The following is a 26,695-nucleotide window of genomic DNA, read 5'->3' as shown; positions in this document are numbered from 1 at the left end:
CAAATGGATTTTTTAGAATCGCTAAATAGCATAAAAAAAGATATGATTAAAGAGGAAAAGGCGAAAAATCCACCCAAACCTAAGCCAAAACCAAACCCAAATCGCGATGAATTTAAAGATATTTTCAAAGATGAGGATTTAGGCGATGAGAGTGTGAGTGCGCGCGAAAATCGGCTAAAAGACGAGTTTTTGAAATATATCGAAAACGCAAATATTAGAAAAATTTAATGCTTGAAATTCCATTTTGCACGCTCGATTTTCCCTGCCCGTATTTGCAGGGAAAATCAGCTAGAAATGAATACATTTTTGTCAAAAACGCCTCGTATTCTTATAATTCAAATTTAGTTACTCACGGATACAGACGCTTTGGGAATTACTTCCAAAAGCCCATTTGTGCGGGTTGCGATGAGTGTAAAAGCCTGAGAGTAGATGCGAGAAATTTCAAATTTTCCAAATCGCACCGCAGAGTTTATAAAAAAAACGAAAAAACCACGCTTGGCTTTTCAGCACCGATTTTAGACGGCGAGCATTTGGAGCTTTTCGAAATTTATCACAACTATATGAGCGAAAAAAAGGGTTGGCCGCGCCAAAATATCACGCCTGAGAAATACTATGAAATTTATGTGGAGGGATATGGAAATTTCGGCAAGGAAATTTCGTATTACGATGAGTTTGACAGGCTGATTTGCGTCGATTTGATCGACATTGTCGAAGACGGGATAAGCTCGATTTATTGCTATTACGACCCATACAGAAGCGATCTTAGCCTTGGGAAATTTTCGCTTTTAAAGCAGATTGAAATCGCGAAAAAATTTAATCTTCGCTGGATATATTTGGGTTATGCAGTGCGTGAGTGTGCGAGCCTAAAATACAAATTCGACTACCAGCCATATCAAATTTTATCCAGCTATACAGACCCGCATGAGCCAAGTTTATGGGAGTAGAGCAGGGCAGGTTTTGCTATACTTTATCATTTTTGAAATTTTAAATTGATATGGCTTTTGATAATAATTGTTAAATATTTAGTTTAAATTTATTAAATTTTTGATAATATCTATCTTTTATTTTAATAATGGATATTATCATCGTGTTAAAAACTAGTAATCTAAATTACCAAATACAAAATAAAAAAATTTTAAATAACATAAATTTAGAGTTTGCAAAGGGCGAATTTTACGCTCTCGTGGGGCACAATGGCTCCGGCAAATCCACGCTTATCAAGCTTTTAGCCGCACAAATCAAAAATCAAAGTGGCGAAATTTCGCTAAATGGCAAAAAAATCGAAGATTACGCAAAAAAAGAATTTGCCAAAAGTGTTGCTTATTTGCCCCAAATTTTACCAGACGCTTCTCATTTGACGGGCTTGGAGCTAGTTATGGCGGGCAGATATGCGCACGGGGGCAGGTATTTTACGGACAAAGAAAACGACACCAAAATCGCTACCGAGTGCCTACAAATCACAGATACGCTCAAATTCAAAGACCAGATCGTCTCCACGCTAAGTGGTGGCGAGAAATCGCGCATTTTCCTAGCGATGTTACTCGCGCAAGAAAGCGATTTTTTGCTACTTGACGAGCCATTAGCGCCCCTAGATATTGCGCACCAGCTAAGCGTCATGGCGTTAGTTCAAAAAATGGCAAAAGAGCTTGGCAAATGCGTCATCATCGTGATTCACGACATAAATTTAGCCTGTTCGCATTGCGATAAAATCATCGCGTTAAAAGGCGGCGAGCTGATACTAAACTGCCCATCTAGCGAGGCTATGAGCGCAGAAAAAATCAAAGAAATTTACGGCGTAAATGCCCATATAATCGCGCACCCAAAGACAAATTTATTAACGGCGATGTTTTGATGAGAGTGGTTATTTTTTTATTTTTAATTTTCGGCGCAGTATTTGGGGGCGAAAAACCGCGTATAATCACGCTAGATTGGGGTGTGGCGGAGATTTTGGAGTTTTTAGAAGTTCGGCCGATTGCAATGGCTGAAAAGCAGAGTTTCATGCTCTGGGGTGGTAGGCTAGGTAGTGGCGCAAATACCCTAGATTTGGGGCTTAGAAACCAGCCGAGTTTGGAGATGATAATAGCTTTGAAGCCTGATTTTGTGCTTTTGCCATCGTTTTTTGCGGGGCACGAAAAAACCATTTCAAAATACGCCAAAACCCGTGTTATCGATGTTTATAAAGACGGAAATTTGGAAGACAACCTAAATTTGGCTGTTTTGGAAGTGGCGAAAATTTTGGATTGCGAAGAGAGAGCGAAAATTTTACTTGCCAAAAACAACGAATTTTTCGAAAAAAAGAAAAAAGAGCTAGAAAATTTCGCCACGCCAGTTTTAGTCGTGCAGTTTATCGACGCGGCTCACATTAGGATTTATGGCGCAAATAGCCTATATGGCGTGGTTTTGGCTAAACTTGGGATTACAAATTTGGCTCCAAGTAATTTATCATATAATCTCTGGGGTATCGCGAGTGCCCATGTAAGCGCGCTTTATGAGGTGGAGCAGGGCGCAAAGCTCGTCATAATCGAGCCAAATAGGGTTGATATAAACTCGCAAATCGCCTCAAATGGGATTTATAAAAATTTGCAAATTTTGCAAAACCGCGCGCAAATAGAGGCTGTGTGGAGTGCTGGTGCGTGGCTAAGTATGCAAAAATTTGCAAATTTGCTGAGTGAAATTTTGAAAAATGAGGCAAATTTAGCGAATTTCAAAATTTCACCAAATTTAGCAAATTTAGCAAATTCTAAAATTTCGCAAAAGGGCGCAAATGAATAAAATTCTGCCAATTTTAACGCTCATTTTTGCGATACTCTGCGCCATTTCTCTTGCTGGCGCACACGCGAATTTGGGCGAAATTCGCACACTTGTGGTGCTAAATTCCACCCTGCCGCGCATTTTGACGGCTCTTCTTTGCGGTGCGCTTCTTTCGCTTTCATCGCTTTTGCTCTGCGCTATTACGCACAATCCATTAGCGAGTGATAGCACCAGTGGCGTAAGCGCGTCAAGCGCCTTTGGGGTGCTGTTTTTGGGGCTGTTCGCGCCCGCGCTTGGCACCACGCTAAGTGCGTTTGTGGGCGCGCTCATCGGACTTGGGCTTTTGTTTGTGCTCACAAATACACGCGAGTTTAGCGCATTTAGCGCGACGCTGTGCGGTCTAATCATAGGGCTAGTCTTTGGCGCACTAAGCGCGCTACTTTTGATATTTTTCAAAGATGAAAGTTATTTTATCACGGTTTGGCTAAGTGGCGATTTGGCCCAAAACGGCTACGCAAACCTGCGCACAATGGCGATTTTATCGCTTCCAGCACTGCTTGTAACTCTTGCTTTTGCGCGTTCGTTTTGGCTCTTTGGGCTTGGCGATAGCACGGCAAAATCGCTTGGGCTAAATGTCGTTTTGGTGCGAATTATAGGCTTTGTGCTGGGTGCGTATTTTACCGCTGTGGCGGTGGCGCATTGCGGGATTATCGCATTTGTGGGGCTTGGGGCGAGTTATCTCACAAATCAGCTAAAATTTAGCTCGTTTGTCAAAAAAGCGATTTTTTGCGCCATTTTGGGGGCTTTGATACTTGGAATTTGCGACGCAGGGCTCATAATACTACAAAATTTAACCCAAATTTCGCTTCCTGCGGGTGCAATCTGCGCATTTTTGGGTGCGCCGATGTTTTTGTGGCTCATACACTGCGCCACAAAGGACGCAAACGCAGGAAACGGCGCCAAAAACGAAATTCACGAAAGAGCGAAATATTTAAATTTGCCATTTCTTGGCGGAATTTTGGCTGTTTTTGTGGTGTTTTGTCTATTTTATGGCGAATTCTCGCGCGAAATTTTCGCTCTGCGCATAAACCGCGTTTTCACAGCCTTGCTTTGTGGCGGAATTTTGGCTGTTTGTGGCTATATTTTACAGAGCCTAACCCGCAACGACATGGCTTCGCCCGAGCTTCTTGGCATTAGTTCTGGCGTTAGCCTTGGCGTGCTTGCTTCGATGTTTTTCGCACCTGCGCTTGGCTTTGTTTTTGGTGTATTTGGGGCGTTGGTGGTTTTGGGCTTTATTTTGGCGATAAATGCGAGAAGTGGCATGAGTCCAATGCGCGTGATTTTAAGCGCGATTGCGGTGAGTGCCTTTGTGAGCGCAGTGGAGAAAATTTTGCTTTTTAGCGGGGATAGCAGGATTTATGATTTTATCTCATACAGCGCTGGAAGCACCTACGGTGCGAGTTTTTCGCAAGTTTTGCTTTTGGCGATGCTTTGCGTGATTAGCTTTGGCGTGGTGATGAGATTTCAAAGAGAAATTACGATTTTAAGCCTAGGCGATGTGTGCGCTAGTAGCGTGGGCGTGGATATTTTCAAATTTAAAACAATTTTATTTGTATTTTGCGCCGTATTGTCGGCTTTTAGCGCACTTTGCGTGGGGCCAGTGAGCTTTGTGGGGCTTATCGCGCCACATTTGGCGAAATTTTTGGGCTTTCGCAAAACGGGCGCTGGGCTCATGGCAAGTGCGCTAATCGGGGCTTTGATAATGAGCGTGGCGGATTTTTTGGGTAGGAATTTGATTTTTCCTTACGAAATACCTTGTGGCGTGGTCGCTACGATAATCGGAAGCCTTTATTTTCTATGGATTGCAAGAAAAATTTAATAAATTTTAATCAAAGGAGCATTTATGCGAAAAATTTTTGGTAGCGCGTTTGCGCTTAGTTTGTGTGCGGCGGCTGTTTTGGCGCAGGAAGTCTCTGAGAGGGCAAACGAGGCGCAGGTTTTAGACGAAATCGCCGTGGTAGGCTCGGTAGGCAAGGGTAGTGGCAAGGTCGATTTCATGAGTGCTGGAAGCTCATCTGTAATCGAGAGCAAAAAAGCAATCGAAGAGCGTGGAGCGACACAGCTAGACGAGGCCGTAAAATACGAAGCTGGTTTCATTGGACAGCCTTATGGCGCGGATTTGGACACTAGCGACTGGCTTAGACTTCGTGGGTTTGAAGCGAGTGTGAGCTTGGACGGCGCGAGTGCGTATAAGGGCGGATATTTTGGCATCAGCCCTGATTTATACGGATATGAGAGTATCGAGGTGGTAAAGGGCGCAAACTCGCTACTTTATGGCTCATCATACGCTGGTGGCGTGATAAATCTCATCTCTAAGCGCCCAACTCTCACCCCACAAGGCGAAATCGGCGCGAAATTTGGCTCAAATCACCTGCGCGGGGTGTTTTTCGATGTCAGCGACGAATTTAGCGAAAATGTGAAATTTCGCATTGTAAGCGATTATGAGAAAAAGCGTGGCGACATAAATTACACATGGAACGAGCATTTTTTCATCGCGCCATCGATTTTGTTTTTGCTAGGCGATGATACGAGTTTAACGCTACTTTCGAGTTATACGCACGATGTTGGCACTGGAAGCAATGGGTTTTTCCCTTATGTTGGCACTATGATCCCTGGCGCGCAGGGTAAAATTTCGCCAAGTGCGAATTTGGGCGCATTAAATGATAGTCTATCGCGCGATCAAATTTCGGTTGGATATGAGTTAGCGCATAGCTTTAACGACAAGCTAAAATTCGAATCAAGCTATAAATTTAACCGCGAAAACAAAGACCAAATCGGCGCAAGTGTCGAGTATAATATGATAAACGATACCGATATCGCGCAGGATTTATTATTCGTCGATGCGAGTGTGAATTCGCATATATTCGATAACCGTATAAGCTACGAAGACGAGTGGGGTAGTGTGAAAAACCGCCTAACTTTGGGCGTGGATTACAGAGATATCCGCGCTAGGGGGCAGTATTTTTACAACTACTTCGTAGGCACTATAAATGTCTATAATCCCGTGCGCACCCGCCTAACGGCAAATCCCGCGCTGTCGTTTTCAAACCCAAATTATGATTTAGATCAAAGTCAGCTTGGGTTTTATTTAAACGATAAAATTGAGCTGTTTGAAAAGCTAAATTTAACGCTTGGAATTCGCCACGACAAGGCTAAGGCCACGCTAAATGGTGATAAAAGCTACGACACGGACGAAACGACCTATCAGGCTGGGATTTTATACGCGTTTGATAGCGGATTTATGCCGTATTTCAACTACTCCGAGTCTTTTATGCCACAATCCGGCCGCACGAGTTCGGGCGAGTTTTACAAGCCAACCACGGCTAGACAATACGAAGCGGGTGTGAAATATCTGCCAAGCTTCATAGACGGCGAATTTAGCCTAGCGTATTTTGACATAGAGCAGAGAAATGTCCCATACACCGATGGTTCGAGCTTTTCAAGTCAGGCTGGAAAGCAGGTAGCCAAAGGCGTGGAGCTTGGCGCAAATGTGAATTTAAGCGAAAATTTAAACCTAATCGCCGCTTACACGCATTACAACGAAGCTAAAATCAATGTCGATGGCTTTGACTACATGACGCCAACGCCACTAATTCCGAAAGATATGCTTTCTGGCTTTTTGGTTTATTCTATGGATTTGGGTGGCGGACATGGCCTCAAAATGGGCGCTGGCGTGCGCTATGTGGGCAAAAGCAAGAGCGAGAGCAGCGCATGGACATCGCCTCGCCACGACGCTGTGAGTGTGCCATCACACACGCTAATTGACGCTATGGCGGAGTATTCGTATAAGGACTTTTCGCTTCGTCTAAATGCGACAAATATCGCTGATAAGGAGTATGTCGCAGGGTGCAACTACTGGTGCTATTACGGAGAGGGTGCGAAGGTAACACTAACCGCAAAGTATAGTTGGTAAAATTTTACAGGGATTTTAACGCATAAAATTTCGTAAAATTTTAAGTATAATTTTGCGAAATTTTGAATTTTTGCCAAATTTCGTTAGGTTGAAATTTGGCAAATTTTATTAAAATTTTGGGGTTTAAATTTGGTGAAATTTGTCCAAAATTTGTTAAAGTTTATTCGATTTACTCTACGATTTCGCTATCAAATTTAAAATTATCGCCTAGATAGTATTTTCGCACATTTTCGTCGTTTGCGACCTGTTTTGCTGTGCCGCTAGTGAGCAACTCGCCGTCTTTTATGACATAGGCTCTATCGCAAATCGCCAAAGTCTCACGGACATTGTGATCGGTTATGAGAATGCCAATGTCAAGCTCTTTTAGGCTTCGCACGATGTTTTGTATGTCGCTAACAGCGATAGGATCGACACCTGCAAACGGCTCATCAAGCAAGAGAAATTTTGGCGTTATCATTAGACTTCGTGCGATTTCGCAACGCCTTCGTTCTCCACCGCTTAGGCTCACGCCTTTTCGCTCCCTTATCGGCTCGATATTTAGCAGATTTAGCATTTCATCGACTTTTTCAGCAGCTGTTTTTTTATCTTTGTAGGTGATTTCAGCGGCAAGCATTAAATTTTCTTCCACGCTTAAATCCTTAAAAACGCTACTTTCTTGGGGCAGGTATCCGATGCCAAGCTTGGCGCGTTTGTGAAGCGGGACATTGCTAATGTCCTTAAAATCGAGCAAAATCTCGCCACTCGTGCTAGAAATCAGCCCGCAAATCATATAAAATGTCGTGGTTTTGCCTGCGCCATTTGGACCTAGCAAGCCCACGACTTCGCCGTTTTCGACCTCTAATGAAACGCCCTTGATTATCGGGGTGCCTTTGATAGTCTTTTTCAAATCTTTTACTTCTAATCTATGCATAAACTACCTCGTATTCGCGTTTGTCGCCCATGACCTTGATATTTACCGCGCAACAATCCAGCTCATATTTTTCAATAAATTTTATCAAATTCTCGTCCGCCCACTCGATGATATGAAGCCCGTCTTCGAATAAATTTTCAATTAAGCCATTGTTCATCATCGCCTCGCTACCGCCATTATACAGGTCGTAGTGGTAAATTTGCCCGTAATTTTGCATGAGTGAAAATGTCGGCGAACTCACAGCGGCTGGATCTATGCCGTGTGATAGCGCGATAGCCTTCGTTAGCGTGGTTTTGCCACTTGCTAGTGTGCCATTTAGCAAAATCACTCCACTGCGTGGCAAAATTTCAGCGATTTGTGAAATTTCACTCTCTTTTAGCGTGAGTTTAAAGCTCTTTGACATATTTTTCTTGCTCACTTTTTGGCGTGTTTTTGGTGGCGGGAAAGCCCAGAACTTGATAGCTTTTATCTTTTTCTAAAAATTTTATGGTGATTATATCGCCGATTTTTAGGATTTTGCTAGCTTTTGCCACTGCGCCGTTGATATAGACTACGCCACTTTTGCACATATCCTCGCTTATAGCGCGCCTTTTTGTGATATTTACTGAATTTAAAAATTTATCGACTCTCATGGGCGGGATTGTAGCCAAATTCGCCTTAAAATTTGGAAATTTAGGCGAATTTAAAATTTTTAAAATTTTTGTTTAAGCTAGATTAAAGAAAATCTAAGGCGGAGATATTATAATGAAAATAAGGAGCAAAAATGATAAAAAATATTAAAAAACTAAAAGCAAAACGAAAAATTAAATTAGGCATAGCATGTGCGCCAGAAAACGATACCACAAAATATTTTTACATTCACGGATATAATTCGACAGGCGCACAAACCGCGCAAAATATCGAAAAACTAGGGATTAAAGTTGAAGTTCTAGATTGGGATAGCATGGCGGATTTCGAAATAAATTTTCAAAATTTATTAGCGCAACTACCAGAAAAAGACGAGTATAAAATAATCGCTTCATCGCTTGGCTGCTATTATGCCAGAGCGATTGCTGAGCAAAATTGTTGCGAATTGGTCCTTTTTAACCCGTGTTTTGACCCGCAAAACTACGATTTCATCGCAGAACGAGCGACTTACAATTATAAATTTAACCCGTCAATTACGATTGCAATGAGTATTTTTGTATCCCAAAGCGACGAAGTTTTGGTAAATAATGTAGAAAAAGTTAAAGAATTATTCGGCGGTCGTTGTTATATCGAAGTAACGAACGAACGCCATCGAATAACAGATTTTTCGAAATACAAAGATACAATTTGCGAAATCACTGGAATAGGGCATGTGGAAGATGATTGAAAAATTTAAAAAGCTTGCGGGCGCAATGTAATCAAAAATTTACTACTATAAATTTGTTTTATCAATTTTGTTATAAAGCATAAAATTCATAAATTTTAAAATTTTAAACGAAAATAAAACAATAAATTCTCGCAAAATTTTTTAATAAATTTTCCTTAAAATTTTATAAAAACTTCGATAAAAACGAAGTATAATCGTTATTACATTTTATTGATAAAAATTTTCAATATATTTTAAGTTGATAATGAATATAATTTTGCCACGATTTTTAAATGCAAATTTAACGAAAGGAAATTCCATATGAAAAAGAGCTTTTATCTTTCTATCGTTGTGGCTGGTGTGCTTTTTGGTGTCGAAAACAACGCAACAACTCCCAAACATAATGCGGTTGAATTCGACGAGATTATCGTTAGTGCGACCTTGACGGAGGTCGAAAATTTAAAATATCCTGGTTCTGTCGGTGTTTTGACACCAAATGATTTTAAATCCAAACCAAATATTGTTGATGCTTTGCGCGAAATTCCGGGTGTCGACGGCGGATTGGATACGGGCAGACAGGCAGCGAAAACCATTTATATCCGCGGTTTTAGCGATGATGAGAGAATTATCATCAAACAAGATGGTGTGTCTCGCTCAAAAGGGCTTTTTAGCGGTATGATTTCTACACTTCGCACAGATACCGATTTGCTTAAAAAAGCAGAGGTTGTAAAGGGGGCTAGTTCGATTTTGCATGGTTCTGGCGCGATTGGCGGCGTTATTAGCATGGAGACAAAAAGCGCGAAAGATTTTTTGCGTGAAGGTAAAGAAATCGGCGCTATGATAGGCGGCAGGATTGAAAGCAATAATATGAAAGGCGCAAGAGGCGCTGTTTATGCCAATCCTACTGATATTCCGATTGATATTTTGCTTTATGGTAAATTTGAAACTTTTGGCGACAATAAATTTGCCGATGGCGGTCGTTGGAGCGATAGTTACAAAGAAGTCGTAAAAAAAGATAAAAACGACGAGGATATCACAACGCTTTTTGCAAAAATCGGCTCTGATTTTGGCGACAGCCACAGGGTGCAATTTAGTGCTTATGATTACAAAGAAGATACGAGAATCCCGTGGCAGGCTAGATCAAATGTTTATCAAAATTTAAATGGTATTGTAAATCCCGTCACAGGCGAAATTCTCCAAAGAGATTTTATTTTTGATTACACATATAATCCAGCGCATTTGGATTATGTAAATTTAGCATTTAAAGCTTATGATTCGAAAAGTCACTATGATAGGTATTATTTAGAGGGTGCTGGGCAGGATTTAAGCTATAAAAACGAAGATGATAGATACGGATTTTCTTTGAAAAACGAGGCATTTTTCAAAACTGGGTTTATCGATCATGATTTGGTAGTGGGCGCAGAGTATCAACACAGAAAAGAAAATGCGATTTATATCTATGATGGCGTAAAAAGCGAATTTGGCGGTATGCCAAATACCCAAAAGACTTATGCTGCGTTTTTGCAAGACATCATGAAAATGGGAAATTTCGAATTAACGCTTGGCGGAAGATATGATAAATTTAAATCCCACGCTCCATACGCAGACACTGACGATAGCAGATTTTCGCCGAGGGTTGCGCTTGGGGTTGAGCTTTTTGAAGGGTTTAATTTGCTCGCTGGATATGCTGAGGCTTTCAGGGCTCCTACGCCAAATGAAGCTTCTCAAATGGGTGCAATGAATAGAATGTATTATTATGTGCCGAATTTCAACCTCGAACCAGAAACAGCCAAAGAGTGGGAAGTAGGATTTAGCTATGAAAAAAGCGAAATTATCGGCAATGATTATTTGAATTTCAAGGCTATCTATTTTGACGGAAAAATTGATAATATGATTGCACTTAAAGCTCGCCCAGATTTAGGCACTCCGCCACCAAATCGTCTAAACGATTGGGGCGCTAGTGATTTTCAACAATACGCTCAATACCAAAATGTCGATAAAGCCAAAAGATATGGTGTGGAGATTAGCGCAAATTACGCAATCGGGGATTTCAAATTTGGCGCAAGCTACGAAAACAGCAAAATTTACGACACGCAAACAAGAGAAGATTTAAAGCAATTAGCTAGCAAGCTTACCGGCTCTATTGGGTATTCGCCTATTACTGATTTGGATTTGAAACTCAAAGTTAGCCACTATTTTGATCCAAAATCAAATCCATCTAGCTTTATTTCTGGTAGGACGGAGTATTTTTATGTAGATAAACCTTTCACTATCGTTGATTTTAGTGGAAGTTATGAGATAAAAAATGGCGTTGTAGATCTGCTTGACGGGGCGAAAGTTGGCTTTGGCGTGAATAATCTTTTTGATAAACCTTATATGAACGCTGCTGTGAATAGAGATAGCTATTTAGTGGGAAAAGGTAGAAATTTCTGGGTAGATTTAGAAGTTAAATTTTAAAATTTTCATTGAACTCCTTTTTGCGAATTTAGGTAAATTTCACCCAAATTCGCTATTTTTTTTACTCTAAATTTGGCTTATACCCGATATTTTCCTCAAATTCTTTAAGCCTCATGTGGATTGAGCGAAGTTCCGTAATCGTCGTCCAGTTATTCGTAAATACGCTAAAACTCACGCGCACTTTATTAAACGCGTTTGCCGTTTGGATTAGCACGCCAAGCGTGATTGCCTTGGTAAAAAGCCCAGGACCCATGATGAGGTAAGGCACCATGACTAGGATTTGTGAGTATGTATTTAGCCACGCATCGAAATACAAATAGTGCAAAAATAGCTTGTGGTAGTTAAATTTAAGCTTGTCAAAAAGTGAGTAAATTTTCTCTTCGCTGCCGTAGTTTTGCTTATCTTCTTCGGCGAATACTAGCTCTTTTCGAAAGGCTGCTTCGACTTTTTGATTGTTGTATTCTAGGCGTGGCAGGTAGCGTCCCACAAACCACGAAATCCCAAGCCCTCCGATACTAACGATTAGCGCAATCCAAACAAGCCCGCCTGGGATATTTTCGAGTATTGGTACTTTGACCCCTGAGCTTAAATTCCACAAAATCGGTATGAAGGCAAAGAGCGTCATAAAGGCATACACGATACGCATGCCGACATCTTCGAGCGTTTTGGTGAAACGATAAATATCCTCTTGGATACGCTGCGAGCTACCCTCGATATCGCGCTCTACCTTGCGCCAAAAGCCAATGTATGCAAATGTCATCGCCTCGCGCCATTTTAGCACCCATACACGCGTGATATATCGCTCAGCAACCACCGATAGCACGAACCATACAGCAATCCAGATAAAAAGCAAAATTTGTTGGTAAAATTCATCGATTGTGTGCTTGTCTATCTCGCCACCCATATCATAAAATGTCCGATACCATTCGTTAAATTTGACATTTAAAATGGTTTGAAACAAATTTATACCTAGTATGCAAAACATACCGCCCCACGCCAAAATTCGCCATTTTTTGCTTTTGAAAAATGATGAAAACATTATCTACCTTTATTGAAAGTTTATTTCAAAATCAATTTTAGCAAATTTGATATTAATTTTTATTTTAACGCCTTAAAATTTCGCAAATTTCCCAAATTTCGCAAATTTCAGAACTTTTAAACCAAAATTTAGCTAAAATCCTTGCCGTTATTTTCAAATCAAAGGAGTGGTTATGCAAAAAAGCGTAAAAAAGGTAGTTCTAGCGTATTCTGGCGGACTTGATACGAGTATTATTTTAAAATGGCTTGGCGATAATTATGGTTGCGAAGTGGTAACCTTCACTGCTGACATCGGTCAAAACGAAGACCTAGCCCCAATCAAAGACAAGGCCCTAAAACTAGGCATTAAACCAGAAAATATTTTTATCGAAGATTTGAGAGAAGAGTTTGTAAAAGAGTATGTTTTCCCTATGTTTCGCGCAAATGCAGTCTATGAGGGCGAGTATTTGCTAGGCACAAGTATCGCTAGACCGCTAATTGCGAAAAAAATGGTCGAAATCGCGCAAAAAACAGGCGCAGACGCTGTAAGCCACGGCGCTACTGGCAAAGGAAACGATCAGGTTCGCTTCGAGCTTGGTGCTTATGCGCTAAAACCTGATATAAAGGTCATCGCTCCATGGCGTGAGTGGGATTTAAACAGCCGCGAAAAGCTCCTTGCTTACGCCGAGAAACATGGTATTGATATAACAAAAAAACCAGGTAAATCACCATATTCAATGGACGCAAATTTACTTCATATTTCTTATGAGGGTTTGGTGCTAGAAGATCCAAATCACGCCCCAGAAGATGATATGTGGAGATGGACAACAGATCCAAAAAACGCCCCAGATGAGAGCGAAATCATCGAAATCGAGTATGCTAATGGCGATCCAATTGCGCTAAATGGCAAAAAACTAAAAGCACATGAAATTTTACACGAATTAAACAATCTTGGCGCCAAACACGGTATTGGCAGACTTGATTTAGTCGAAAATCGCTATGTCGGTATGAAAAGTAGAGGTTGCTACGAAACCCCAGGTGGCACAATCCTTCTCAAAGCTCACCGCGCGATAGAGAGCCTCACACTAGATCGTGGCGCAGCGCACCTAAAAGACGAGCTTATGCCAAAATACGCTGAGCTGATCTACAACGGCTTTTGGTTTAGCCCAGAGCGAATCATGCTTCAAAGCCTAATCGATAAATCACAAGAGTGCGTAAATGGTGTAGTTCGCATAGAGCTATACAAAGGAAATGTCATCGTAATAGGCAGAGAGAGCAAAGATAGCTTGTTTAATGTCGAATTTAGCACATTTGAAGAAGACGCTGTATTTAACCAAAAAGACGCAGACGGCTTTATCAAGCTAAATGCGCTTAGATTTATTATCGCAGGAAAAAGCGGTCGAAAATTTTAAAATTTAAAAGGAAATTTAATGAAAGTTTTACTTATAAAAGATGTCAAAGGGCTAGGAAAAGCCGGTGAAATCAAAGAAGTAAAAGACGGATATGGAAATAATTTTTTGATAGGAAAGGGCTTTGCGCTAGCTGCGACTAACGAGGTTTTGCGTAAATACGAGGCTGGCAAACGCAAAGAAGCCGAGCTAGAAAAAGAGGAAATCGACAAAACTACCGAGCTTAAAGAGGCGTTAAAAAATGTCCGATTAAAAATCGCAAAACAAGCAGGTGCAAATGGCGCACTTTTTGGCTCAGTTACAAAAGAAGAGATCGCAACTGCGCTAAAAGAGCAAAAGAATTTCGATATAGATAAAAAAGTCTTGGAAGTCGAAAATATAAAAAGTGTCGGAATTTACGATGTTTCGGCGAAATTTAAACACGGCATTGTGGCGAAATTTGAAATAGATGTGGTAGCAGAGTAATGTTTGAAGCAACTACGATTTTAGCTTACAAAGGCAAAAGTGGCTCAGTCATCGGCGGAGATGGACAGGTAACCTTCGGAAATACCGTGCTTAAAGGCAATGCGACTAAAATTCGCAAAATAGGCAAAGACGGAAGCGTGCTAGCTGGATTTGCAGGAAGCACAGCCGATGCGTTTAATCTCTTTGATATGTTTGAAAAGTGCCTTGATAACGCAAAGGGCGAACTTTTGAAAGCTGTGGTGGAATTTAGCAAAGAGTGGCGCAAGGATAAATATCTACGCAAACTCGAAGCCATGATGCTTGTAGTGGATAGAAAAAATATATTTTTGCTAAGTGGCACGGGCGATGTCGTCGAGCCAGACGACGGTCGCCTAGCGGCCATTGGAAGTGGCGGAAACTACGCACTAAGCGCAGCTAGGGCATTGGATAGGTTTGGAATTTTAAGCGAAGAGGATTTGGTAAAAGAGAGCCTGAAAATAGCTGGTGAAATTTGCATTTACACAAACGAAAACATTAAAACTTACGCAATCTGGGACGATAAATAGATGATGACACCAAAGGAAATTGTTAAAAATTTAGATGATTATGTAATCGGACAAAAGGACGCTAAACGCACGATAGCAGTCGCACTTCGCAATCGCTATCGCCGTATGAGGCTAAGCGATGATATGAGGGGCGAAGTTACTCCAAAAAATATCCTTATGATAGGCTCTACCGGCGTGGGAAAAACAGAAATCGCGCGAAGATTATCAAAAATGTTTGGTTTGCCATTTATCAAAGTGGAGGCTAGCAAATACACAGAAGTGGGCTTTGTAGGGCGAGATGTGGAGTCTATGGTGCGAGATTTGGCAGCTGCGGCTGTAAATTTAGTCAGAAATGAAGAATTTGAAAAAAACAAAGACAAAATCGACGAGTATATCGAGCAAAAAATTTTAGAAAAGCTTATGCCGCCATTACCAAGAGGGGCTAGCGAAGAGAAAAACGCAGAGTATGCCAAAAGCTACGAAAAAATGCGTGAAAAGCTACTTAGCGGGAGTTTGGACGAGAAATTAATCGAAATCGAAATCAGCGAAAACACGCTAGAATCAAACTCAAATTTACCGCCAGAAATGGCAAATATGCAAGAGAATTTCATTAAAGTCATCGGCATAGCGACGAAAAAAACAAAAAAAGAGCTCAAAATCAAAGACGCCAAAGTCGCCCTTAAAAACGAAGCTAGCGAGAAAATTTTGGATATGGAAAGCGTAAAGGCAGAGGCGATGAGACGGGCTAGGGAAGAGGGCATTATCTTTATCGATGAGATTGATAAGGTAGCCGTTAGCTCCAACGGCTCGCGCCAAGATCCGAGCAAAGAGGGCGTTCAGCGCGATTTGCTTCCGATTGTGGAGGGATCGAGCGTGAGCACGAAATTTGGCAATTTAGACACCGATCACATTTTATTTATCGCTGCTGGGGCGTTTCACATAAGCAAACCAAGCGATTTGATCCCAGAGCTTCAAGGCAGATTTCCGCTTCGCGTGGAGCTTGAAAGCTTAGATGAAAACGCGCTTTACGAAATTTTAACCAAGCCAAAAAATTCGCTTCTTAAACAATACTGTGCGCTTTTAGCAACCGAGGGCGTGGAGTTAGAATTTAGCGAAAGTGGCATAAAAGCACTTGCCAAATACGCTGCTCAGGCAAACGCACAGGTCGAAGACATCGGTGCTAGACGACTTCATACCATAATGGAAAAGGTGTTAGAAGACATCAGCTTCGAAGCCGATGAGCACAGCGGTGAAAAGATCGTGATCGATGAAAATTTAGTCAGCGAAAAGCTGGGCGTAATCGTAAGTAACGACGATTTGGCAAAATATATTCTTTAAATTTTGCGGGAAATTTCAATGAAAAGCGGATTTGTTACACTTATCGGACGCACGAACGCTGGGAAAAGCTCGTTTTTAAACTATCTTTTGGGTGAGCAAATTTCGCTTGTCTCGCACAAAATCAACGCCACACGCCGTAAAATCAATGGCATAGTTATGCATGGAGATGATCAAATCATCTTTGTCGATACCCCAGGACTTCACGAGAGCGAGAAGCTGATGAATAAGCTTATGGTCGAAGTGGCGCTCAAAGCCATTGGGGACGGCGATTTGACGCTGTTTTTAGCGCCTGTGCATGATAGCGTGGAAAACTACGCGAAATTTGTCGAGCTAAATCCCGCTGCCAAACATATCGTGATTTTGACTAAAATCGATGAAGTAAATGACGAAAAAATCGTTAAAAAACTGCTTGAATATCAAAAATTTCAAGATAAATTTGAAGCCATAATTCCAGTTAGTATCAAAAAAAATATCTACAAACGCCAAATTTTGGACGAAATTTGCAAATTTCTGCCCGAGCACGAGTATTTTTACGATCCTGAAATTTTAAGCACTACAAACGAAAAGGACATTTACCGCGAATTTATCTTGCAATCTATTTTCGAAAATACTAATAGCGAGGTGCCATATTCGAGCGATGTTTTAATCGAAAAAGTGATAGAAAAGCCAAATTTAATCTCAATTTATGCCAAGATTATTACCGACACAAACTCTCATAAAGAAATTTTAATTGGCAAAAATGGTGAAACAATTAAGAGAATAGGGATTAGAGGAAAAAAAATAATTTCCGCCTTTAAAAACATTAAAATTTACTTAAAGTTAATAGTTTTGGTAAAAAAAGGGTGGAAAAATGATGAAAATGGCGTAAAAAGGCACTTTATCTATTGACATTTCATTTTATTTTTATTATTATTCGTAGATATTTAATTTCATTTAAAGAAGTGGAGTGTTATGGCAAGAAATAGTAAAAATGCTACTTCGGTTGTTGCAATCAACAAAGTCACGCAAACCATATTCGGTCTAAGTGAAAATGAAGTTTTTGAACACGATTTTTCTAAATCAAATCGTGCGAAAGAGACTTACATTTCTTATGTACCTTATAAGGATGTAATGACAACAACAGTCGAAATAAGCAAGACTGTCGCGGATGACGATTTGTTAGACACTATCGTCGTTAAGGTTTATGAGGAGCTAGGTCTTGACACTGCTCTGGATTATAAAATTACATATAGCGAAGTTATCGGTGCTAACAGCGATGATAGAGTATTTAATGTATTCGTCGTCGATAACACAAAATTAACTGCTGAATTTGATGCTATCGCAGCTCGCACAAATTACATCGATTATGTCGCTATGGCACCGTTTCTTTACGAAAATCTCTATGCTCGTGGAATTTTGACAAGAGACGGAATTGATTGTTTTGTTTATCTGCAAAGAGATGACGCGTTTTTGGTCGTCTATCAAAACGGTGAATATTTTCAATCAAGACAGCTTAGATACAATCTCAAATTCTTGCACGACAAATTTTCTGAATTGGTCGGAAACAGAATGGAAGAGGCTGAATTCTTTAAATTACTTGCAACACAAGGTATAAATTTAGAAAATCCAGCTGAGAGAGATTATATGATTCAAATTTTCGATGATATGTTCTACTATATCAACGATGTTTTGAACGGTATATCTAAGGTCTATAATATAAATATTCAAAGTATTTATATCGGCACAGATATCGGCAAAATCCCTGCTATCGAGGTTTTTGTAGAAAACAATCTAAAAATCGACTACAAAGATTTCAATTTTAGCGTAGCGATTAATGCGAAAGATTATCCGCTTACTCAACTAGATACTTTGATGTTTTTAGCCGGACAGCAATACTTGGCTGAGCCAGATGATGATCACAACTACTCACCATTTATGCGCCCACCACCATTAAATCAAAGATATAGCGGTAAATTGATTGGCTATGTTTTGGGTGGTTTGTTGCTTGGTGCTGCTTACCCTGCATATCAATTCGGCTATGGTTATTACAACAATATGATAGCTGATGAGAAAACAGTAGAGTATGAGGGGCTAGAATCAGAGCTTGTCCCTGCAAGAGCGCAAGTTAAAGAAGCCAGAGATAAAACTGCCAAAGTCAAAGAGGAATTTGGCGTAAGAAATAAAGAACTAGGCGATCGCAGTAGTTTGATTAACGAAATTTTTAGTAAGAAAAATGAGTATGCTATGAAGGGCATGTCTGTATTTGACCTTACTAATATGATTGTTAAAAACAGAGGAAAATTGGTAAGAATAGGCAACGATGATAGAAATATCACCGTAGAAGTTCATACTAAAAATGACAAGCAAATGACAGAGTTGCTAGAAGATATAAGCCAAAAAGCAAAATATGGCGTATATACTGAAACAATCGTCTTGCAAGGCAAAGATGACAGTGTCGTTTATGATAGTAATATAAGTGTGGAGGTGCGCTAATGAGAAAAAAAGGTTCATTAGATCAAATTGATGAATGGTTTGCAGCCAAAGGAAATAGCGCCAACACATATTTATATATGGGCTTGGCTTTGGCAGCGGTTATTGCTTACTTTGCGTTGAGCACATACTCTGTGCCATATTTAGAAGAGAGTGAAAGCAATTTAGCTAGCGCGACTGATAAATTGGAAAAATCACAAAGAGAGTATGATACTGAGTTTAACGGTAATCCTACTGGCAAAGTTGCGCAAGAAAGAGCTACTTTAAAACGCGAAGAGACAAATTTGGAAAACGCTGTTAATAAAATCAACTATTTAGATGTAAAATTGACAGAGATTTCAAAGCTAACATACAATGAGAAAAACTGGGCTACCTTTATGGACAGTTTAACAACACTGGCTGAGAATAATAATATCAAAATTCATAGCATTATTAGCTCTAAAAAAGAGCCGAGTGCTAAAAATGTATTCAAACCAGAAGCATTGTTGAATATCGATGTTAAATTTGAAGGTGCTTTTCAAAATGTTGTTAGATATGTAAATTTAATCGAACAATCAGAAATGATTGTAGATGTTAATAAGATGGATATCAATGGCACCGAGGAAGGTAAAATTGGTGGCACGGTTGGTATGTCTATCTGGGGAGTGAATTACAAATGAAAAAGATAATTTTATGTTCGTTTGTTTTGTCTAGTGTGCTTTTTGGAGCAGATGAGCCTAAGGGTCTATCTGATGAAGTAAGAGCATTTCAAGATAGATATAATGGTATGTTTTCTAACCTAAACAAGCCAAGAGTGGGTCTTAGTGATTCTCAAATCGCATCTTTGCCAGATCCATTTTATCCGCGTGAGGCTAATACTGGTCCTGCTGAGCCTGTGGTGAAAAAAACAGAAGGTTTAGGTTATCAGTTGCTTGGTATTATGGGCAATAAAGTTAAATTAAATGACAAATGGTATGGACTAGGTGATTATATCGGTTCATATAAGATTGTCCAAATAACTGGCAATAGCGTTATTGTCGCTAATAACGAAGATAATAAAATCGAATTAAAACTAAAACAAGGAAATCAAAATGTCACTATTACATACAAGTAAGAAACTTAGCTTAGCTGCTATGCTTGCATTATCGCTTGGTGTCACAGGTTTATCTGCTGCTTCAAACTGCGATAGAAAGGCTTTGAATATTAAGGTTAATGATGTTGTAACACTAAATGAAATGCTAACACAATTATCTGATATGTGTAGATTTTCTGTCGTTGCAAAAGATGCTATGGCACAAGAAGAGCTTGCAAAAGAGCTTCAAGGTGTTAGCATTAAAGATATGTCATTAAGAGAGGTTTTTGATTTATTGATCAAAGAAAACAACCTTAGCTATGATTACTCAAACAATGTTCTTAAAATTTCTGCATTAGAGACAAAGACATTTAAGGTAGATTATATCACTTCTGTAAGAGAGGGAGTGGCTACTACAAAAGCTTCTGTTGATTCAGCTCCTATCGAGGTAGGCGATGATATTGATGATGCTAAATTAGATGATAACAAAATCACTTCTACTGAGAAATTTGATTTTTGGGAAAAAATCAGCGATGATATCACTAGTATTTTAAATAACGGCACAGAAAAATATGTAGCCGTAGCTCCTATCATCAATCAAAATGCTGGTTTGATTACCGTAACTGCTACAAAATCTCAAATTGCTCGTGTTGATAGTTATTTGAAAAGTATGCAAAAACGCCTTGGCAGACAGGTTTTGCTTGATGTAAATATCATCTCTGTCGAGTTGCACAATGAATACACAACAGGTATCGATTGGAGTAAATTCCAACTTGGTTTCAATACTTACATAGACAATGCTGGAACAGCTAGTTTGTTTAATTTCGGAAATTCAGTTGGTAGAACTATTACAAATGGCACTGGCGGTAATGCTGCATTAAATGTCGGAACTACTACTGGCGGTACTACTAATCAATGGTCTGGCAAAACAAGCACTAGCAACGGTGCTTGGGCTATCGGCGCGAACTTGAATTTCAGCATTGATGGTATGATTAACTTCTTGGAGACTAAGGGTAAAACAAAAGTTGTATCTAGCCCTAAGGTAACTACTATGAATAACCAACCAGCGATTATTTCTGTTGGTGATACTATCAACTATTTATTGCTAGAAAGCGCTACTTCTCTAACTGCGGCAAGTGATGGTAGCTCTGTCACATCTGATCAAACACAATACTCTATTTTTATCGGTATTTTGTTAAATATCTTGCCAGAAATTTCAGATGATAATAGAATTATGCTTAGAATCAATCCGTCTTTGAGTAGCTTTAAATATGCAGAAGATGATGTGAAAACTACTACACCTAGAAATATCGCTCCTGATACACTTCAAAAGAAACTTTCAAGTGTAGTTTGGGTTGATGATGGCGATACTGTAATCCTTGGTGGTTTGATTGGTCAAACAAAATCTAAAAATAATACAAGAGTTCCGATTTTGGCTGAAATTCCTCTTGTAGGAAATTTATTCAAAAGCACAGCTGATGTTTTAAGCACGACTGAGCTTATTTTTGTCGTAACTCCACATATTATCGACAATACAGGCGCTCCTTTGGCTACATCGCTAAAAGAGCTTGGTTACTCAAAATCAATTTATGAAAAATAATGAGTAACACTTATACCTCTATTAAAGAGATATTTATCGAAGATAACGAAGTCTCAGACTTCGTTAATCTCGATAAATCAACTCTTGCATACCATAAAATTTTAAATGCCCTACAAAAACCGCTTAAACTGATTTTGTTTTATGGCAAACCAGGTTGCGGAAAGACCTTTTTGCTAAATAAAATCAAGGTCGATTTGGAAAAAAAGGTTAAAGTAGTTTTTATGCCACAACCTTTTTTTGATGAAAAAGAGTTTTTTTTAGAACTCTATTCTCAAATTTTCCACTCTAACCCAGTTGCGCCAATCGATAACTACGAAAATTTTATGAGAGTTTATCGCGAAAGACTTGGGATTACAGGTGGAGGTGCAGCCGTGGAGCAGGTGGTAATCTTGCTCGATGAAGCTCAGCTTTATCCTGGAAATTTGATTGAAAAAATTAGATTAATGGCGGATTCTAGGTTATTTAAATTTTTATTTACAGTGCATAAAACAGACGAGGAAGATCGTCTTGCCAAAGATTATTTTAAAACCAGAATTTGGGAGAGTATAGAGCTTCCAAACTCAAATTTAGGCGAGGTGAAGCTGTATATAGAAAAAAAATTAGTTTTTCATGGTTTTCAGCAATATTATTTTATGTTTAGCGATGACAATTTCGATTTAATCCTAAATTTAACTGATGGAAATATGAGAAACATAAACAAATTAATGTATAAAATGTATGAGCTGTTTGAGTATTACGAGGCAAATAAGCCAACAGAAATTAGTTTTGCTCAAATCAATAATAAAATCATAGAAATGGCGGCCATTGGCACGGGGATAATCGATGCTTGAATTTTACGAAGTTAATGAATTAGAAAAAAAATGGGAAGAATACAATAAAAACAAAAAGCAATTTTCCTTTTTGAAATCTAAGCCAAATTTTGTATTTAAATTTGACAAGACGATTTTAGGGCTTTTGACTTTGATTTCAATCGCGATCGGCGCGATTTTTTGGTTGCTTAAAGACGATGATAAAGTCAGCATGGCTAGCATAAACGAAAATATCCAAAACGAATCTACCATAAGTGATGTTGCGCCAAACCTTGCGCCGCAGGCCCAGCCTACCATAAATACTGCCCCGCAAACTGAGGTTGCCGCGCAAAATAGTGAAATTTCGCGTGCAGATTATAATATCAGCGCCCCAGCAAACGATAGCAACCGAGCGCAAAATATTGATCGCCCAAGCCTAAATATCAACGATGTGGGCGTGCTATCTAGCGAGGATTCTGGCGGTTTTAAGATTACAAACACATACGAAAATTCTGCCAATAACCAAAATTTTGCAAACGGCGGATTTAATCAGGGTTTTAATCAGGCTAACAATGTGCCAAATTTTAACCCAAATGCTCAAAATTTCAACCAACCGATGAAAAACGAGATTATTGATTTTGGTAAGGCTCCATTGCCGCCAAAACAAAATGTCGCTTCTAACGCGCCAGCCCCTGTAAATAGGGCTCCGATTAGCTCTCGTCTTGAAATTCGCACCTCAAATTTAAGCTCTGAGCGACAGAGTTTGGAGAGTAAATTTTATGCGACAAATAAAATCGAATATTCGCTTTCATTGGCCGAGGAAGCTTATAATAAAAAAGATTATGACAATGCGATAAAATGGGCTTTAACATCAAATGAGATTGATAAAAACAATATTAATAGCTGGATAATTTTCGCCAAAGCTAATTATAAAAAAGGTCGCAAAGATGACGCTATTTATGCGCTAGAAACATTTAATTCTAAGGCTAAAAATGGTGAAATTGCGAATTTAATAAATCAAATCAAAAGCGGTGCGCTATGAGAGTATTTTTATTTTTAACGCTAATTTTGGGCTCTGTTTTCGCTGTCAATGTCGATGATGTGCGAAACTGGGATCAAATCGGTCAATACAATAGAATTTGCCAAGAAAGCGTTAGAAATCTCTTTATCGAGGAGCAAAACGAGGCGCTAGCAAACACTTACGCGAAAGCTTGCCTAAAAATGGATAGGGTAAATGAGCTAGTCGTGCCAATGGTAATGCTGTATAAAACGAAGGAAACTAGGGAAAATGCCTCTTTGTATTCGACCATAGTTTTTCAAAAGAAAATGCTTTATTTAGCGCTTTGCGATGGCGTGGATATTTCGTATATCAGAACGCCGAAGATTAATTATATTTTGTCTGAAATTTTTGATAAATTCGTAGAGAAAACATACACCAAAAAAGGTGATGCGTATGTTTTTACCCTAGATGACGGCGAAAAAGCCGAGCTTTTTATCAAAGAAGAAGAGGGAGTAAAAAAAATGGTGGTGGCAATCTATGCCAGTGAAAAACTTAGCTCGATTAAAATTTATTGGTGATTGATATGACAAAGATAGAAGAGCAGATTGTTTCAATTCTAATAAAAAATAATGTCCTAACCCAAGCTATCGTCCCTGAAATTCAGGAGAAAATGGATATTGGTTTGACCCTTGGCGAAGTTTTGGTCGGCGACAACTATTTAAGTCAAGAAAATTTTTGCTTGATTTTAGCTGAGCTTTACAAACGCAGACAGATTGATTACGAAGATGTTCGTGAGAAATTTTCAATCGATCAAAAAGAATTTTTGCAAGTTTTGGCTAAAAAGCAAAATTTAACCTATATGAATTTAGACGATGTTGATATCGATTTTAAACTATCTGAGCGCGCTCCGATGGCGCAACTTAAAAAATTTGGCGTAATTCCTGTAAGGGCGGACGATTTAAATATCTATGTTGCGTTTTCTGATCCATTTAATATGGAAGCCCAGGATAGAATTCAAGCGATTTTTAACAAACACCTTCTAAAAATCGTTGTGGCCGATCCAAATCAAGTAAATAAATATATGGCTAAGCTTGAACTTTCTGAAAGTATCAAAGATTTGGTCGCTACTATTAGAAAAGAGCTTGCTAGCACGGGCGGTAGTGGCACAGGCGATGATACATCTGCGATTTTGCAGCTTATCGAGATGATTGTAAAACAATCAATCATTATGCGCGGTAGCGATATTCACATCGAGCCTACTGAGAATAACTGCGTCGTGCGCACCAGAATTGACGGTATGTTGCAAGAAATTTTTATCTTTGATAAAGACATTTATCCGCCACTTGTTAGCCGTTTGAAACTGCTTTCAAATATGGATATTGCAGAGCGTAGAAAGCCACAAGACGGCCGTTTTTCTATGACGATTTCTGGGCGCGAATACGATTTTCGTATCTCGACACTGCCTATTATCAATGGCGAATCTACCGTTATGCGTATTTTGGATAAATCTAAGGTTATCATTAGCCTTGAAAAGCTTGGTATGCACCCAGAAAGCTTTAAAAAATTCAGCAATGCAATGCACGCACCGTATGGCATTATCCTAGTTACTGGACCAACTGGTAGTGGTAAATCAACCACACTATATGCGGCACTAAACGATGTCAAAAGTGTCGATACAAAAATCATTACCGTTGAAGACCCTGTTGAGTATCAGGTAAATTTAATACAACAAGTCCATGTTAATGAAAAAGCAGGCCTTACATTTGCGTCGGCTTTGCGCTCGATTTTGCGTCAAGACCCTGATATTATAATGATTGGTGAGATTCGCGACCAAGAAACGCTTAGAATCGCGATTCAAGCGGCTCTTACTGGACACTTGGTCTTTTCTACACTACACACAAATGACGCTGTTAGTGCGATACCAAGAATTGTAGATATGGGAATTGAGAGTTACTTAATCAGTGGTGCGCTTATTGCGGTCGAGGCTCAACGCCTTGTGGCGCAAGCTATGCCCGCACTGCAAACAACCGACAAATGTGCCAAAATCTATGCTCGATCAGTTAAAAGAATTTTTACCTGAGCAGTATAAATTTTTCAAAGCAGTTGGTTGTGATCAATGTGGTCAGACAGGCTATATGGGTCGTGAGATGATAAGTGAAATTTTGCCTATTACAGATCGTATGCAAAGCCTGATTGCAAATGGTGGCTCGAAAGACGATATGAGAGCTTTGGCGAAAGAGGAGGGCTTTATCGATATGTTTGAAGACGGCATTATTCGTGCGGCTCGTGGAGTAACAAGTATAGAAGAAATTTATAGGGTGGCTAAACAATGAAAGATTTAAATGTAAATATGAACGCTGGTGGAAAACGCCAGCAAATGCGACTAAAAGTCAATAACAAGGTCAATGCGAACAACCTAATGAAACAACGCTCAGGCGGTTCGATTTCTAGACGCGCTCAAACGCAAAATTTGGGTAATATCACAGGCGATTTTAAAACCCAAGTAACTCGTTTAATGGGCGGTAGTGGCAAGGTAAAAACTCTGCCATTAGTTGCTGCCATTAGACAGCTTTCTGTTATGACAAACGCTGGTATTTCTATCCACGACTCTATTAAAGAGGTCGCAAGAGCGACAGAGGATAAGACGCTAAAAGGCATTTTTAGCGCGATGAACGACGACCTTAATGCGGGTCTTAGCCTTACTGAATCAGCTGAGAAATTCCGCCCACAACTAGGCGATGTCGTCGTGGCAATGGTAAGCCTCGGTGAGGCCACAGGTAATATGGCCGAATCACTTGCCAAGCTAGCTTCTATGCTTACTGAACTTTATGAGAACCAAAGAAAATTTAAAAAGGCTATGCGCTATCCGATGACTTTGATGATTGTTATGGCGATAGCATTTACGATTTTGATGATGTATGTTGTGCCTAAATTCCGCGAAATTTTCGAAGAGCTCGGCGCAGATTTGCCACTTCCTACAAAAATTTTGCTAGGAATTGAAAGTGCGCTTAGCAATTATGGTGGCTATATTTTGCTTGGTATCATCGTTACAATCGTGGGTCTTAAATGGCTCTATAAAAACAACGATCAGTTTAAAATCGGCTGGGATAGGGGAATTTTAAAGGTTTATTTGTTTGGTAAGATTATTTTCTACTCTACAATGTCACGCTTTATGCTTATTTTTACCGAGCTAGTTCGCGCTGGTATTCCTATCGCAGACGCCCTTGATACGGCTGTTTTGATGGTCGATAATCACACGCTAAAAGAAAAACTTTCAAGCGTTAAAATCGCTGTTCAACAAGGTGTTAGCCTAACAGAGGCTTTTGAGAATACTGGACTTTACGAGAGTATGCTTATTCAGATGATTAGCGCTGGTGAGCAGGCTGGTAACCTTGATAAAATGCTTGGAAATGTTGCTGATTATTACAAAGAGAAATTCGATGATATTATCGATAATATTTCTAGCTATGTTGAGCCGATTATGCTATTTTTCATGGCTGGTATGGTATTGCTACTCGCTCTTGGTATCTTTATGCCAATGTGGGATTTGGGAAAAGCTGTCAAAAGCTAAAACAAAATCCGCGTCCAAATCGGGCGCGGATTTATCTCA

25 protein-coding genes and 1 pseudogene are annotated in these 26,695 nt (G+C 39.6%); 22 read left to right on the top strand and 4 right to left on the bottom strand.

Annotated elements, in window-relative coordinates; translation table 11 throughout:
- The first annotated feature begins 3 nt into the window (after window positions 1-3).
- The 6 genes from OFN67_RS02210 to OFN67_RS02185 all read left to right on the top strand — a co-directional run bounded on the left by OFN67_RS02210 (window position 4) and on the right by OFN67_RS02185 (window position 6,724).
- A complete protein-coding gene (locus OFN67_RS02210) occupies window positions 4-228 on the top strand; it encodes a hypothetical protein (RefSeq protein WP_270859463.1) in 225 nt (74 codons plus the stop codon).
- A complete protein-coding gene (locus OFN67_RS02205) occupies window positions 228-944 on the top strand; it encodes an arginyltransferase (RefSeq protein WP_270868009.1) in 717 nt (238 codons plus the stop codon). Before OFN67_RS02210 ends, OFN67_RS02205 begins: the two co-directional genes overlap by 1 nt.
- A gap of 143 nt (window positions 945-1,087) precedes the next feature.
- Entirely contained in the window at window positions 1,088-1,852 is a 765-nt protein-coding gene (locus tag OFN67_RS02200) for an ABC transporter ATP-binding protein (protein ID WP_270859465.1), read from the top strand.
- The gene (locus tag OFN67_RS02195; protein ID WP_270868178.1) at window positions 1,852-2,772 is read left to right on the top strand and encodes an ABC transporter substrate-binding protein; all 921 of its coding nucleotides are present in this window, start codon (window positions 1,852-1,854) and stop codon (window positions 2,770-2,772) included. The genes OFN67_RS02200 and OFN67_RS02195 overlap by 1 nt, the downstream gene beginning before the upstream one ends.
- The gene (locus tag OFN67_RS02190; RefSeq protein ID WP_270868008.1) at window positions 2,765-4,630 is read left to right on the top strand and encodes an iron ABC transporter permease; all 1,866 of its coding nucleotides are present in this window, start codon (window positions 2,765-2,767) and stop codon (window positions 4,628-4,630) included. Before OFN67_RS02195 ends, OFN67_RS02190 begins: the two co-directional genes overlap by 8 nt.
- A gap of 24 nt (window positions 4,631-4,654) precedes the next feature.
- Window positions 4,655-6,724 carry a TonB-dependent siderophore receptor gene (locus tag OFN67_RS02185; protein ID WP_270868007.1) on the top strand — a complete coding sequence of 690 codons (2,070 nt, stop codon included), beginning with the start codon at window positions 4,655-4,657 and terminating at the stop codon, window positions 6,722-6,724.
- 169 nt (window positions 6,725-6,893) lie between these two features.
- On the opposite strand, the gene lptB is transcribed toward OFN67_RS02185, so the two are convergent.
- The 3 genes from lptB to OFN67_RS02170 are packed head-to-tail and all read right to left on the bottom strand — an operon-like array spanning window position 6,894 to window position 8,266.
- Window positions 6,894-7,634, bottom strand: coding sequence for an LPS export ABC transporter ATP-binding protein (gene lptB, locus OFN67_RS02180; RefSeq protein WP_270868006.1), 741 nt, complete (start codon window positions 7,632-7,634; stop codon window positions 6,894-6,896).
- Window positions 7,627-8,037, bottom strand: coding sequence for a tRNA (adenosine(37)-N6)-threonylcarbamoyltransferase complex ATPase subunit type 1 TsaE (gene tsaE, locus OFN67_RS02175; RefSeq protein WP_270868005.1), 411 nt, complete (start codon window positions 8,035-8,037; stop codon window positions 7,627-7,629). Before tsaE ends, lptB begins: the two co-directional genes overlap by 8 nt.
- Window positions 8,021-8,266 carry an RNA-binding S4 domain-containing protein gene (locus OFN67_RS02170; protein ID WP_270862526.1) on the bottom strand — a complete coding sequence of 82 codons (246 nt, stop codon included), beginning with the start codon at window positions 8,264-8,266 and terminating at the stop codon, window positions 8,021-8,023. The genes tsaE and OFN67_RS02170 overlap by 17 nt, the downstream gene beginning before the upstream one ends.
- A 131-nt stretch (window positions 8,267-8,397) precedes the next feature.
- On the opposite strand from OFN67_RS02170, the gene OFN67_RS02165 reads away from it, so the two are divergent.
- Together OFN67_RS02165 and OFN67_RS02160 are read left to right on the top strand one after the other, a co-directional pair.
- The gene (locus OFN67_RS02165) at window positions 8,398-8,988 is read left to right on the top strand and encodes a YqiA/YcfP family alpha/beta fold hydrolase (protein WP_270868004.1); all 591 of its coding nucleotides are present in this window, start codon (window positions 8,398-8,400) and stop codon (window positions 8,986-8,988) included.
- A gap of 300 nt (window positions 8,989-9,288) precedes the next feature.
- Window positions 9,289-11,424: a TonB-dependent receptor domain-containing protein gene (locus OFN67_RS02160; protein WP_270868003.1), complete on the top strand. Its 2,136-nt coding sequence runs from the start codon at window positions 9,289-9,291 to the stop codon at window positions 11,422-11,424.
- A gap of 61 nt (window positions 11,425-11,485) precedes the next feature.
- Here OFN67_RS02160 and OFN67_RS02155 read toward each other — a convergent pair whose 3' ends face one another.
- A complete protein-coding gene (locus tag OFN67_RS02155) occupies window positions 11,486-12,463 on the bottom strand; it encodes a putative transporter (RefSeq protein WP_270868002.1) in 978 nt (325 codons plus the stop codon).
- Between the two features lie 172 nt (window positions 12,464-12,635).
- On the opposite strand from OFN67_RS02155, the gene OFN67_RS02150 reads away from it, so the two are divergent.
- The 14 genes and pseudogenes from OFN67_RS02150 to OFN67_RS02085 all read left to right on the top strand — a co-directional run bounded on the left by OFN67_RS02150 (window position 12,636) and on the right by OFN67_RS02085 (window position 26,656).
- On the top strand, window positions 12,636-13,853 hold the full coding sequence (locus OFN67_RS02150; protein ID WP_270868001.1) for an argininosuccinate synthase: 1,218 nt from the start codon (window positions 12,636-12,638) through the stop codon (window positions 13,851-13,853).
- An 18-nt stretch (window positions 13,854-13,871) separates the two neighbouring features.
- Window positions 13,872-14,315 carry a 50S ribosomal protein L9 gene (gene rplI, locus OFN67_RS02145; RefSeq protein WP_270868000.1) on the top strand — a complete coding sequence of 148 codons (444 nt, stop codon included), beginning with the start codon at window positions 13,872-13,874 and terminating at the stop codon, window positions 14,313-14,315.
- Entirely contained in the window at window positions 14,315-14,860 is a 546-nt protein-coding gene (hslV, locus tag OFN67_RS02140) for an ATP-dependent protease subunit HslV (protein ID WP_270858759.1), read from the top strand. Before rplI ends, hslV begins: the two co-directional genes overlap by 1 nt.
- Window positions 14,861-16,177: an HslU--HslV peptidase ATPase subunit gene (gene hslU, locus OFN67_RS02135; RefSeq protein ID WP_270867999.1), complete on the top strand. Its 1,317-nt coding sequence runs from the start codon at window positions 14,861-14,863 to the stop codon at window positions 16,175-16,177.
- A gap of 18 nt (window positions 16,178-16,195) precedes the next feature.
- Window positions 16,196-17,065, top strand: a complete 870-nt coding sequence (gene era / locus OFN67_RS02130) for a GTPase Era (protein WP_270867998.1) — start codon at window positions 16,196-16,198, stop codon at window positions 17,063-17,065.
- A gap of 63 nt (window positions 17,066-17,128) precedes the next feature.
- Window positions 17,129-18,649 carry a hypothetical protein gene (locus tag OFN67_RS02125; protein ID WP_270867997.1) on the top strand — a complete coding sequence of 507 codons (1,521 nt, stop codon included), beginning with the start codon at window positions 17,129-17,131 and terminating at the stop codon, window positions 18,647-18,649.
- Entirely contained in the window at window positions 18,649-19,305 is a 657-nt protein-coding gene (locus OFN67_RS02120) for a type 4a pilus biogenesis protein PilO (protein WP_270867996.1), read from the top strand. The genes OFN67_RS02125 and OFN67_RS02120 overlap by 1 nt, the downstream gene beginning before the upstream one ends.
- Window positions 19,302-19,739, top strand: a complete 438-nt coding sequence (locus tag OFN67_RS02115; RefSeq protein WP_270862440.1) for a hypothetical protein — start codon at window positions 19,302-19,304, stop codon at window positions 19,737-19,739. The genes OFN67_RS02120 and OFN67_RS02115 overlap by 4 nt, the downstream gene beginning before the upstream one ends.
- Complete coding sequence (gene mshL, locus OFN67_RS02110) at window positions 19,717-21,297, top strand: pilus (MSHA type) biogenesis protein MshL (RefSeq protein ID WP_270867995.1); 1,581 nt, start codon at window positions 19,717-19,719, stop codon at window positions 21,295-21,297. Before OFN67_RS02115 ends, mshL begins: the two co-directional genes overlap by 23 nt.
- Entirely contained in the window at window positions 21,297-22,127 is an 831-nt protein-coding gene (locus OFN67_RS02105) for an ATP-binding protein (protein WP_270867994.1), read from the top strand. Before mshL ends, OFN67_RS02105 begins: the two co-directional genes overlap by 1 nt.
- Window positions 22,120-23,127 carry a tetratricopeptide repeat protein gene (locus OFN67_RS02100; RefSeq protein WP_270867993.1) on the top strand — a complete coding sequence of 336 codons (1,008 nt, stop codon included), beginning with the start codon at window positions 22,120-22,122 and terminating at the stop codon, window positions 23,125-23,127. Before OFN67_RS02105 ends, OFN67_RS02100 begins: the two co-directional genes overlap by 8 nt.
- Entirely contained in the window at window positions 23,124-23,663 is a 540-nt protein-coding gene (locus tag OFN67_RS02095) for a hypothetical protein (protein ID WP_270867992.1), read from the top strand. Before OFN67_RS02100 ends, OFN67_RS02095 begins: the two co-directional genes overlap by 4 nt.
- A gap of 5 nt (window positions 23,664-23,668) precedes the next feature.
- Window positions 23,669-25,418 (top strand): annotated as a pseudogene (locus OFN67_RS02090) (GspE/PulE family protein).
- Entirely contained in the window at window positions 25,415-26,656 is a 1,242-nt protein-coding gene (locus OFN67_RS02085; protein WP_270867991.1) for a type II secretion system F family protein, read from the top strand. The pseudogene OFN67_RS02090 and the gene OFN67_RS02085 overlap by 4 nt, the downstream one beginning before the upstream one ends.
- Window positions 26,657-26,695: the final 39 nt, after the last annotated feature.

It is taken from the genome of Campylobacter sp. JMF_11 EL3 (assembly GCF_027736965.1).
Taxonomy (GTDB): Bacteria; Campylobacterota; Campylobacteria; order Campylobacterales; family Campylobacteraceae; genus Campylobacter_B.
The sequence above is the reverse complement of the archived record's forward strand: the minus strand, read 5'-3'. Positions and strand labels throughout refer to the sequence as shown.

Excerpts from the sequence above, each read along its gene's own strand:
- OFN67_RS02160 (WP_270868003.1), top strand. The coding sequence starts at position 9,289 with ATGAAAAAGAGCTTTTATCTTTCTATCGTTGTGGCTGGTGTGCTTTTT.
- OFN67_RS02115 (WP_270862440.1), top strand. The coding sequence starts at position 19,302 with ATGAAAAAGATAATTTTATGTTCGTTTGTTTTGTCTAGTGTGCTTTTT.
- OFN67_RS02170 (WP_270862526.1), bottom strand. The coding sequence starts at position 8,266 with ATGAGAGTCGATAAATTTTTAAATTCAGTAAATATCACAAAAAGGCGC.
- OFN67_RS02210 (WP_270859463.1), top strand. The coding sequence starts at position 4 with ATGGATTTTTTAGAATCGCTAAATAGCATAAAAAAAGATATGATTAAA.
- OFN67_RS02150 (WP_270868001.1), top strand. The coding sequence starts at position 12,636 with ATGCAAAAAAGCGTAAAAAAGGTAGTTCTAGCGTATTCTGGCGGACTT.
- era (WP_270867998.1), top strand. The coding sequence starts at position 16,196 with ATGAAAAGCGGATTTGTTACACTTATCGGACGCACGAACGCTGGGAAA.
- OFN67_RS02195 (WP_270868178.1), top strand. The coding sequence starts at position 1,852 with ATGAGAGTGGTTATTTTTTTATTTTTAATTTTCGGCGCAGTATTTGGG.
- OFN67_RS02125 (WP_270867997.1), top strand. The coding sequence starts at position 17,129 with ATGGCAAGAAATAGTAAAAATGCTACTTCGGTTGTTGCAATCAACAAA.
- mshL (WP_270867995.1), top strand. The coding sequence starts at position 19,717 with ATGTCACTATTACATACAAGTAAGAAACTTAGCTTAGCTGCTATGCTT.
- OFN67_RS02100 (WP_270867993.1), top strand. The coding sequence starts at position 22,120 with ATGCTTGAATTTTACGAAGTTAATGAATTAGAAAAAAAATGGGAAGAA.
- OFN67_RS02155 (WP_270868002.1), bottom strand. The coding sequence starts at position 12,463 with ATGTTTTCATCATTTTTCAAAAGCAAAAAATGGCGAATTTTGGCGTGG.
- tsaE (WP_270868005.1), bottom strand. The coding sequence starts at position 8,037 with ATGTCAAAGAGCTTTAAACTCACGCTAAAAGAGAGTGAAATTTCACAA.
- OFN67_RS02190 (WP_270868008.1), top strand. The coding sequence starts at position 2,765 with ATGAATAAAATTCTGCCAATTTTAACGCTCATTTTTGCGATACTCTGC.
- hslU (WP_270867999.1), top strand. The coding sequence starts at position 14,861 with ATGATGACACCAAAGGAAATTGTTAAAAATTTAGATGATTATGTAATC.
- OFN67_RS02105 (WP_270867994.1), top strand. The coding sequence starts at position 21,297 with ATGAGTAACACTTATACCTCTATTAAAGAGATATTTATCGAAGATAAC.
- rplI (WP_270868000.1), top strand. The coding sequence starts at position 13,872 with ATGAAAGTTTTACTTATAAAAGATGTCAAAGGGCTAGGAAAAGCCGGT.
- OFN67_RS02085 (WP_270867991.1), top strand. The coding sequence starts at position 25,415 with ATGAAAGATTTAAATGTAAATATGAACGCTGGTGGAAAACGCCAGCAA.
- hslV (WP_270858759.1), top strand. The coding sequence starts at position 14,315 with ATGTTTGAAGCAACTACGATTTTAGCTTACAAAGGCAAAAGTGGCTCA.
- OFN67_RS02120 (WP_270867996.1), top strand. The coding sequence starts at position 18,649 with ATGAGAAAAAAAGGTTCATTAGATCAAATTGATGAATGGTTTGCAGCC.
- OFN67_RS02205 (WP_270868009.1), top strand. The coding sequence starts at position 228 with ATGCTTGAAATTCCATTTTGCACGCTCGATTTTCCCTGCCCGTATTTG.
- OFN67_RS02165 (WP_270868004.1), top strand. The coding sequence starts at position 8,398 with ATGATAAAAAATATTAAAAAACTAAAAGCAAAACGAAAAATTAAATTA.
- OFN67_RS02185 (WP_270868007.1), top strand. The coding sequence starts at position 4,655 with ATGCGAAAAATTTTTGGTAGCGCGTTTGCGCTTAGTTTGTGTGCGGCG.
- OFN67_RS02095 (WP_270867992.1), top strand. The coding sequence starts at position 23,124 with ATGAGAGTATTTTTATTTTTAACGCTAATTTTGGGCTCTGTTTTCGCT.
- lptB (WP_270868006.1), bottom strand. The coding sequence starts at position 7,634 with ATGCATAGATTAGAAGTAAAAGATTTGAAAAAGACTATCAAAGGCACC.